Annotated in this window: 9 protein-coding genes and 1 pseudogene; 1 reads left to right on the top strand and 9 read right to left on the bottom strand. The window is 61.0% G+C overall.

Annotated elements, in window-relative coordinates; all coding sequences use genetic code 11:
* Positions 1–364 (top strand): annotated as a pseudogene (locus VGK14_RS12640) (DNA repair protein RecN); the annotation flags it as partial.
* Positions 365–471: 107 nt separating this feature from the next.
* Here VGK14_RS12640 and fur read toward each other — a convergent pair.
* The 9 genes from fur to VGK14_RS12595 all read right to left on the bottom strand — a co-directional run.
* Positions 472–897, bottom strand: a complete 426-nt coding sequence (gene fur / locus VGK14_RS12635; RefSeq protein WP_331509446.1) for a ferric iron uptake transcriptional regulator — start codon at positions 895–897, stop codon at positions 472–474.
* A 111-nt stretch (positions 898–1,008) separates the two neighbouring features.
* Positions 1,009–1,488: a transcription antitermination factor NusB gene (gene nusB, locus VGK14_RS12630; protein ID WP_331509445.1), complete on the bottom strand. Its 480-nt coding sequence runs from the start codon at positions 1,486–1,488 to the stop codon at positions 1,009–1,011.
* On the bottom strand, positions 1,485–1,934 hold the full coding sequence (ribH, locus tag VGK14_RS12625; protein ID WP_331509444.1) for a 6,7-dimethyl-8-ribityllumazine synthase: 450 nt from the start codon (positions 1,932–1,934) through the stop codon (positions 1,485–1,487). The genes nusB and ribH overlap by 4 nt, the downstream gene beginning before the upstream one ends.
* Positions 1,935–1,944: 10 nt before the next feature.
* Positions 1,945–2,478, bottom strand: a complete 534-nt coding sequence (locus VGK14_RS12620; RefSeq protein WP_331509443.1) for a phospholipase D family protein — start codon at positions 2,476–2,478, stop codon at positions 1,945–1,947.
* A 61-nt stretch (positions 2,479–2,539) separates the two neighbouring features.
* A complete protein-coding gene (locus VGK14_RS12615) occupies positions 2,540–2,785 on the bottom strand; it encodes a formate dehydrogenase (RefSeq protein WP_331509442.1) in 246 nt (81 codons plus the stop codon).
* A complete protein-coding gene (locus VGK14_RS12610; RefSeq protein WP_331509441.1) occupies positions 2,782–3,765 on the bottom strand; it encodes a formate dehydrogenase subunit gamma in 984 nt (327 codons plus the stop codon). The genes VGK14_RS12615 and VGK14_RS12610 overlap by 4 nt, the downstream gene beginning before the upstream one ends.
* A 1-nt stretch (position 3,766) precedes the next feature.
* Entirely contained in the window at positions 3,767–3,991 is a 225-nt protein-coding gene (locus VGK14_RS12605) for a hypothetical protein (RefSeq protein WP_331509440.1), read from the bottom strand.
* Positions 3,988–4,629, bottom strand: coding sequence for a formate dehydrogenase FDH3 subunit beta (fdh3B, locus tag VGK14_RS12600; RefSeq protein ID WP_349257299.1), 642 nt, complete (start codon positions 4,627–4,629; stop codon positions 3,988–3,990). The genes VGK14_RS12605 and fdh3B overlap by 4 nt, the downstream gene beginning before the upstream one ends.
* A 72-nt stretch (positions 4,630–4,701) precedes the next feature.
* On the bottom strand, positions 4,702–6,719 hold a 2,018-nt coding region (locus tag VGK14_RS12595), incomplete at its 5' end, for a formate dehydrogenase subunit alpha (RefSeq protein WP_331509438.1).

Raw genomic sequence — 6,719 nt, 5'->3', positions numbered from 1 at the left:
CGAACTCTCCCGCATCAGCCTCGCCATCCGCGTCGTCACCGCGCAACAGGGCGAAACCCCGACGATGATCTTCGACGAAGTCGACGTCGGCATCGGCGGCGGCGTCGCCGAAGTCGTCGGCCAGTTGCTCAAACGCCTGGGCGAGAAACGCCAGGTACTAGTCATTACCCACCTGCCGCAGGTCGCCGCGCAAGGCGCGTTGCATCTGCGCGTCAGCAAATCCACTCAGGCCGGCCAGACCATCAGCACCATCCAGGCACTGGACACCCAGAGCCGCACCGAAGAAATCGCCCGCATGCTGGGCGGAGTGGAAATTACCGACACCACGCGGCAACACGCCAAGGAAATGCTGGCGCGACAGTAATAGCTTCGGGCCACGCAGGATGTTCGCGCCGGCGGATTACAAGCCTGGCAGGCATCGGGCACGGAATTGCGCGCCGGCTGGCTTACCGCTTCAGGTAGAAGAACCGCTCAGGTTTTATACGGGCACGGATTCTTGAGGCAATCCGCGTAGATGTGCAGCGAATGATCGTGGATCTTGAAGCCGCGCTCGGCGGCGGCTTTTTTCTGGCGGGCTTCGATTTCCTCGTCGTAGAACTCTTCCACGCGACCGCATTGCAGACAGACGATGTGGTCGTGATGATGGCCCTGGTTGAGTTCGAAAACGGCCTTGTCGCTTTCGAAATGGTGCCGCACCAGCAGGCCTGCCTGCTCGAACTGGGTGAGCACGCGATAAACGGTGGCCAGGCCGATGTCTTCGCCGCTGGTGAGCAGCATGCGATAAACGTCTTCGGCGGAAAGATGGCGCTGTTCGCTGTTTTCGAACAGCGAAAGCACCTTCAGCCTCGGCAGCGTGGCTTTAAGTCCGGCGTTCTTGAGTTCCTGCGGTTCGGTCATGATGGGGTGATGGTACCCTCAAAAGAAGCAATTTACCACGGGAAACACGGGGAAAATCCCATGCACTGATTTACAGAAATTTCCTGATTGTTTCCCGTGTTCCCTGCCGGTTCAAGTTTTCTTTCTGCTCACCGCCTGGCGCTTCTGGACTTCTTCCGGCCGCAGGTCGGCGGCCAGGCGGTCCAGTACGCCGTTGACGTATTTATGGCCATCGGCACCGCCGTAGCGCTTGGCGAGTTCAATCGCTTCGTTGATCGCGACGCGATAGGGAATATCCGCGTCGAAGGCAAGCTCATACCCGGCGATGCACAGGATCGCATGTTCGATCGGGCTCAACTCCTCCACCTTGCGGTCGACGAAACCGGCAAGCTTGGCGTCCAGCCCCGGCAGATTCTCCAGCACGCCGTTCATCAGCGTCTTGCAATAAGCCTGGTCGGCGCGCGCGAAGGTGCTGTCCTCGGCCAGGTTGCGCAGTATTGCCGCTGCGCTGTTGCCGCTCAGGAACTGCTGGTACAGGCCTTTGAGCACCAGTTCGCGCGACAACCGGCGGTTGCGGCCGGGTTTAGCTTCCTGTGCTTGCTGTTCACTCATAGCGACCTCAGCAGATTGATCATTTCGATGACGACTTGCGCGGCTTCCGCGCCCTTGACCGACATGCGCGCCAGTGCCTGGTCGTCGTCTTCGGTGGTGAGAATGGCATTGGCGACCGGGATGCCGGTTTCCAGCTGCACTTCGGATACACCGCGCGCGGATTCGTTGGCAACCACTTCGAAGTGGTAGGTCTCGCCGCGGATAATCGCGCCCAGTGCGATCAAGCCGTCGAATTGCTCGCTGTTCGCCATCGTGTGCAGCACCAGCGGCGTTTCCAGCGCACCCGGCACGGTCGCCAGCGTGATGTCGGCGTCAGCCACGCCGAGCTTGTGCAGTTCGGCCTTGCAGGCGCTCAACAGGCCGTCGCCGATGTCGGCATTGAAGCGCGACAGCACGATGCCGATACGCAGCCCTTTGCCGTCCAGGTTTTGTTCGATTTCTTTCATGCTATTTCTCTTAGTGAATTCTTAAAGGTTGGGAGTGTACTAGATGCGATTGCCAATTGCGCGCGTAAGCATCCGCCAGTTGTTCGCTGCTGCCCAGGAAAACCACATTTTCCGCGTTTTTATACTGCGCCGCCTTGGTGAAATTGAACGAGCCGGTGATGACCATCGCTGCCGGCGTGCCAGCGTCGATTACCATTACCTTGTTGTGCGCGCTCTGGTGTTCGCCATCAAGCCATACCGGTACGCCGGCAGCGGCGATGCGCGGCACCTGACCGTGATCCATTTTCTCGGTCTGCTCGCGGTCGGCGATCAGTTTGACCTCGACGCCGCGCTTGTGGGCGTCGATCAGCGATTGGGCAATACCGTCGTGAGTGAACGAGAATGCCTGCACCAATATCTGGCGGCGGGCATGCCGCACCGCATCGGCGATCTGCCCGGCTACGTCATCCTGCGGCGTAAACACCGCCTTCACCGTTGCGGATGAACTTACGGCAGATTTCCCGGCGCCCGGGTCGAAAGCGAACGCGGCACTCGCAAAACACAAGCACAATGCAAAAATGACATTCCGGCTTACCCCAAGCCCGCGCTGGATCATTGCTTGTGCCCTATTTCTTCGTTGCAGGCGCGACTACAGGCACCGGCAGCGGCGCGTTCTTGCGGATGGCCCGATAGCGTTGCGCCACCCTATCCTGCGCCTTGGCGAGCGCTTCCTTGGCGGCATCTTCGTCCTTGACCTTTTTCTCGGCTGCGATCTGTTTCTTGGCAGCCTCTTCCGGCGTCGGCGGCGGCAGTTTGGCCAGCGCCTCTACCGAACACAGCATGGCAACCAGCATCAAGATTTGAGGCTTCATGGCTTCGACTTCTCTTTTTCGTACCAGAGTTCGTGGTGCTCTTTGGCCCAGGCTTGGTCCACCATGCCGGTTTGCATCGCCTTGAACGCACCTTCCGCGCCTATCGTGCCCATATAGATGTGGCCGAAAGCCGCGCTGATGAACAAAATCGCACCTATGCCGTGGATCAGATTGGCGATCTGCATCGCATGGCGCCCCTGCTCGAAATTGGGGAAGTCCAACACGAAGCCCGACAGGCTGACGATGAGCCCGAACAGACATACGCCCATCCAGAACCACATTTTCTCCGCGGCGTTGAATTTATCGCTGGGCACATTCATTTTGCCGCGCAGGATGCTGGGCGCGTGCAGCAGCCACTGCCAGTCGAATCGCTGCCACAGGTTGTATTTGACGAAGCGTCTGAACAGCATGACGATGGATACGAAAAACAGCGGCCCGACGAGGTTGTGCAGGTTCTTGGCGATAACGGCGACCCACGAAAATGCTTCATGGCCGATCACCGGGATGAAAATATGCTTGCCGAACAGGATGATGATGCCGGTCAGCCCCAGCGTCACGAAACAGATGGCCGTGGTCCAGTGGATATAGCGTTCCCAAGTCTCGAAGCGCTGCATCATGCGGCCGGTCAGCGGATCATGCACGCGCATCGGACCGAATATCGCGTAATAGCCCAGGATCAAGAGCGGCACCAGCACCAGCAACCAGCCGCCGTAAAACGTGACGGGGCCGTTGTGCACCGTGCGCCACTTTTGCCCTTCCGCCTGCTGGAACACGCCGGCTTCACGGTTGCGCGACTGGGTGTAATGGGTCGCGCCGGACTCGGCGCGGCGCATGGCTTCCGACGGCGGCGACTTCTGCGCTTCGGCACTGTACGGGGTGGCCTCGGTGGTGGCGTCCACCGCCGGCACAGGCTTGTCTGCCGCCTGCGCGGCGAGCAGCAATGCGCCCAGAATCAGCGCAAGACATATCTTTTTCAACACCTTATGGCTCCTGATAATCGGTGCGGCGGTATTCGTTCTGCTGCAGGTTGCGGGCGTGGATGACCTCGACCCATACCTCCTTCTGGTGGCCGAAGCGCGCGCTATCCCAGACGCGCTGGTCGTGCTTGCCCTGAAATGCGCCATTTTCATACGGCACCAGGCCCTTGTATTCACCGCAGCCGGCCAAGCCGCATGCCAGCAGCAGACATAACGCCAGCTTCGTCATTTCTTGTCCGCTCCCGCATTTTCCGGCCGCCCGTAGGCCAGATTCCAGCCCCATTTTTCGTCGCCGTAGCCGCGCACCTCGGCACGCTCCTCGAGGATATGCGAGATCACGATAGAATCGCCCGCGAGCAGCGCCTTGGTCGAGCACATTTCCGCGCACAGCGGCAGCTTGCCTTCGGCCAGGCGATTGCGGCCGTATTTCCTGAATTCCTCCCCGGAACCGTTCTCTTCGGGCCCGCCGGCGCAGAACGTGCACTTGTCCATCTTGCCGCGTGCGCCGAACAGGTCGGTGGCGGCCGCGGCCGGCTCCTTGCCGGCCGAGTTCGGGAACTGCGGCGCATCGAACGGGCAGGCGTAGGAGCAGTAGCCGCAGCCTATGCACATATCCTTGTCGTGCAGCACCACGCCTTCCTCGGTCTTGTAAAAACAGTTGACCGGACACACCGCCATGCAGGGCGCATCGGTGCAGTGCATGCAGGCGGTGGAGATGGACTTCTCGCCGGGCTGGCCATCGTTGACGACGATCACGCGGCGGCGGTTGACGCCCCACGGCACCTCGTGCTCGTTCTTGCACGCGGTGACGCAGGCGTTGCATTCGATGCAGCGCTCGACGTCACAGATGAATTTCATTCTCGCCATGCTTAAACCTTTAATAAACCGCGGATGAACGCAGATAAAACCTAAAGAATACCGGCGTGTATCGGCGGTTACTCATGCCTTCTCAAATCTGCACAGCGTCACTTTGGTCTCCTGCATCATCGTCACCGAGTCGTAGCCGTAGGTGGTCGCGGTGTTGACCGCTTCGCCGCGCACGAACGGTGCCGCGCCTTCCGGATATTTATCGAGCAGATCGCGGCCCTGCCACCAGCCGCCGAAATGGTAGGGCATGAAGGCGACGCCCGGCGCTACCCTTTCCGTCAGCATCGCGCGCACCTTGATGCGCGCCTTGGTTGGCGTCTCCACCCAGATGTAGTCGTTGTTGACCACCCCCTGCGTCGCAGCATCCCTGGGGTTGATCTCGCAGAACATCTCCTGCTGCAGTTCCGCCAGCCACGGGTTGGAGCGCGTTTCCTCGCCGCCGCCCTCGTATTCCACCAATCGGCCGCTGGTGAGCGTGATCGGGTAATCCTTGCTCGCGTGCTTGTTGGCTTGCTGCACCGACTGATACAGCGTCGGCAGGCGCCAGAAGGTCTTCAGGTCCTTCTGTGCCGGGTATTTGTCAACCAGGTCGGCGCGCGAGGTATACAACGGCTCGCGGTGCACCGGCACCGGATCGGGAAAATTCCACACCACCGCCCGCGCCTTGGCATTGCCGAACGGCGCGCAGCCGTGCTTGATGGCGACGCGGATGATGCCGCCGGAGGGGTCGGTCTTCCAGTTCCTGCCTTCCGCGGCCTGTTTCTCGGCATCGATCAGGTCGTTCCACCAACCCAGCTTTTTAAGCAGCACATGATCGAACTCCGGATAGCCGCCGTCGAGCTCGGAGTTCAGCGTATGCGAGCCGTCCTCGGCCAGCAGGCTCACCCCGCCGCGCTCCACGCCGAAATTGGCGCGGAACGGCAGGCCGCCGTCCTTCACTTCCCTGGATAAATCATAGAGTATCGGCGTACCCGGATGCTTCATTTCCGGCGTGCCCCAGCACGGCCACGGCAGGCAGTAATATTCGCCGGCGCAAGGGCCGTCCCCGGCCTGTAGCGTGGTGACGTCGAAGGTGTGCGCGTATTTCATGTGCAGCTTGAGGCGCTCCGGCGACTGCCCGCTCATGCCTATGCTCCAGGCGCCGCGATTGATCTCGCGCAGTGTGTCCTCGATATCCGGCTCGTCCCAGCCCTGCCTGCTCTTCGTGACTTTAATGTTCTTGCACAGCTCCTGCTCGAAACCGAACTTCTTCGCCAGCGCGTACATGATCACGTGGTCGGGCTGCGATTCGAACAAGGGCTCGATCACCTGCTCACGCCATTGCATCGAACGGTTGGAAGCCGTCACCGAGCCGCGCGTCTCGAACTGCGTCGCCGCAGGCAGCAGATAGGTATCGCCCTTGCGGTCGTGCATTACCGCGGCCGCTGCCGGATAGGGGTCGATCACCACCAGCAGATCCAGCTTCTCCATCGCCTTTTTCATTTCCGCGCCGCGCGTCTGGCTGTTGGCGGCCATGCCCCAGTACAGCACCGCGCGCAGGTTGGGCCCCTGGTCGATATGTTCGCTGGCTTCCAGCACGCCGTCTATCCAGCGCGACACCGGTATGCCGGGCTTTTCCATCAGATCCTTGGAAGCGTAGCGCGACTCCACCCACTCGTAATCCACACCCCACACCGCACACCAGTGCTTCCAGGCGCCTTCCGCGAGGCCGTAATAGGCGGGCAGGGATTCGGGATTGGGGCCGATGTCGGTCGCGCCCTGCACGTTGTCGTGGCCGCGGAAGATATTGGTGCCGCCGCCCGGCATGCCGAGGTTGCCCAGCGCCAGTTGCAGAATGCACAGCGCGCGGGTGTTGGCATTGCCCACCGTGTGCTGGGTGATGCCCATGCACCACACCACGGTGCCGGGGCGGTTCTCGTGCAGCGTTCTGGCGACCTGGTGGATTTCCGCTTCCGGAATGCCGGTGACATCGTGCACCTTGTCCGGCGTCCACTGCTCCACTTCCTTACGCACCTCATCCATGCCGTAAACGCGGTCGTGGATGAACTGCTTGTCCTCCCAGCCGTTCTTGAAGATGTGCCACAGCACGC

Source organism: Novimethylophilus sp. (genome assembly GCF_036504375.1).
Classification (GTDB): Bacteria; Pseudomonadota; Gammaproteobacteria; order Burkholderiales; family Methylophilaceae; genus Novimethylophilus.
The sequence above is the reverse complement of the archived record's forward strand: the minus strand, read 5'-3'. Positions and strand labels throughout refer to the sequence as shown.

Excerpts from the sequence above, each read along its gene's own strand:
- nusB (WP_331509445.1), bottom strand. The coding sequence starts at position 1,488 with ATGAGTGAACAGCAAGCACAGGAAGCTAAACCCGGCCGCAACCGCCGG.
- ribH (WP_331509444.1), bottom strand. The coding sequence starts at position 1,934 with ATGAAAGAAATCGAACAAAACCTGGACGGCAAAGGGCTGCGTATCGGC.
- VGK14_RS12615 (WP_331509442.1), bottom strand. The coding sequence starts at position 2,785 with ATGAAGCCTCAAATCTTGATGCTGGTTGCCATGCTGTGTTCGGTAGAG.
- fur (WP_331509446.1), bottom strand. The coding sequence starts at position 897 with ATGACCGAACCGCAGGAACTCAAGAACGCCGGACTTAAAGCCACGCTG.
- fdh3B (WP_349257299.1), bottom strand. The coding sequence starts at position 4,629 with ATGGCGAGAATGAAATTCATCTGTGACGTCGAGCGCTGCATCGAATGC.
- VGK14_RS12605 (WP_331509440.1), bottom strand. The coding sequence starts at position 3,991 with ATGACGAAGCTGGCGTTATGTCTGCTGCTGGCATGCGGCTTGGCCGGC.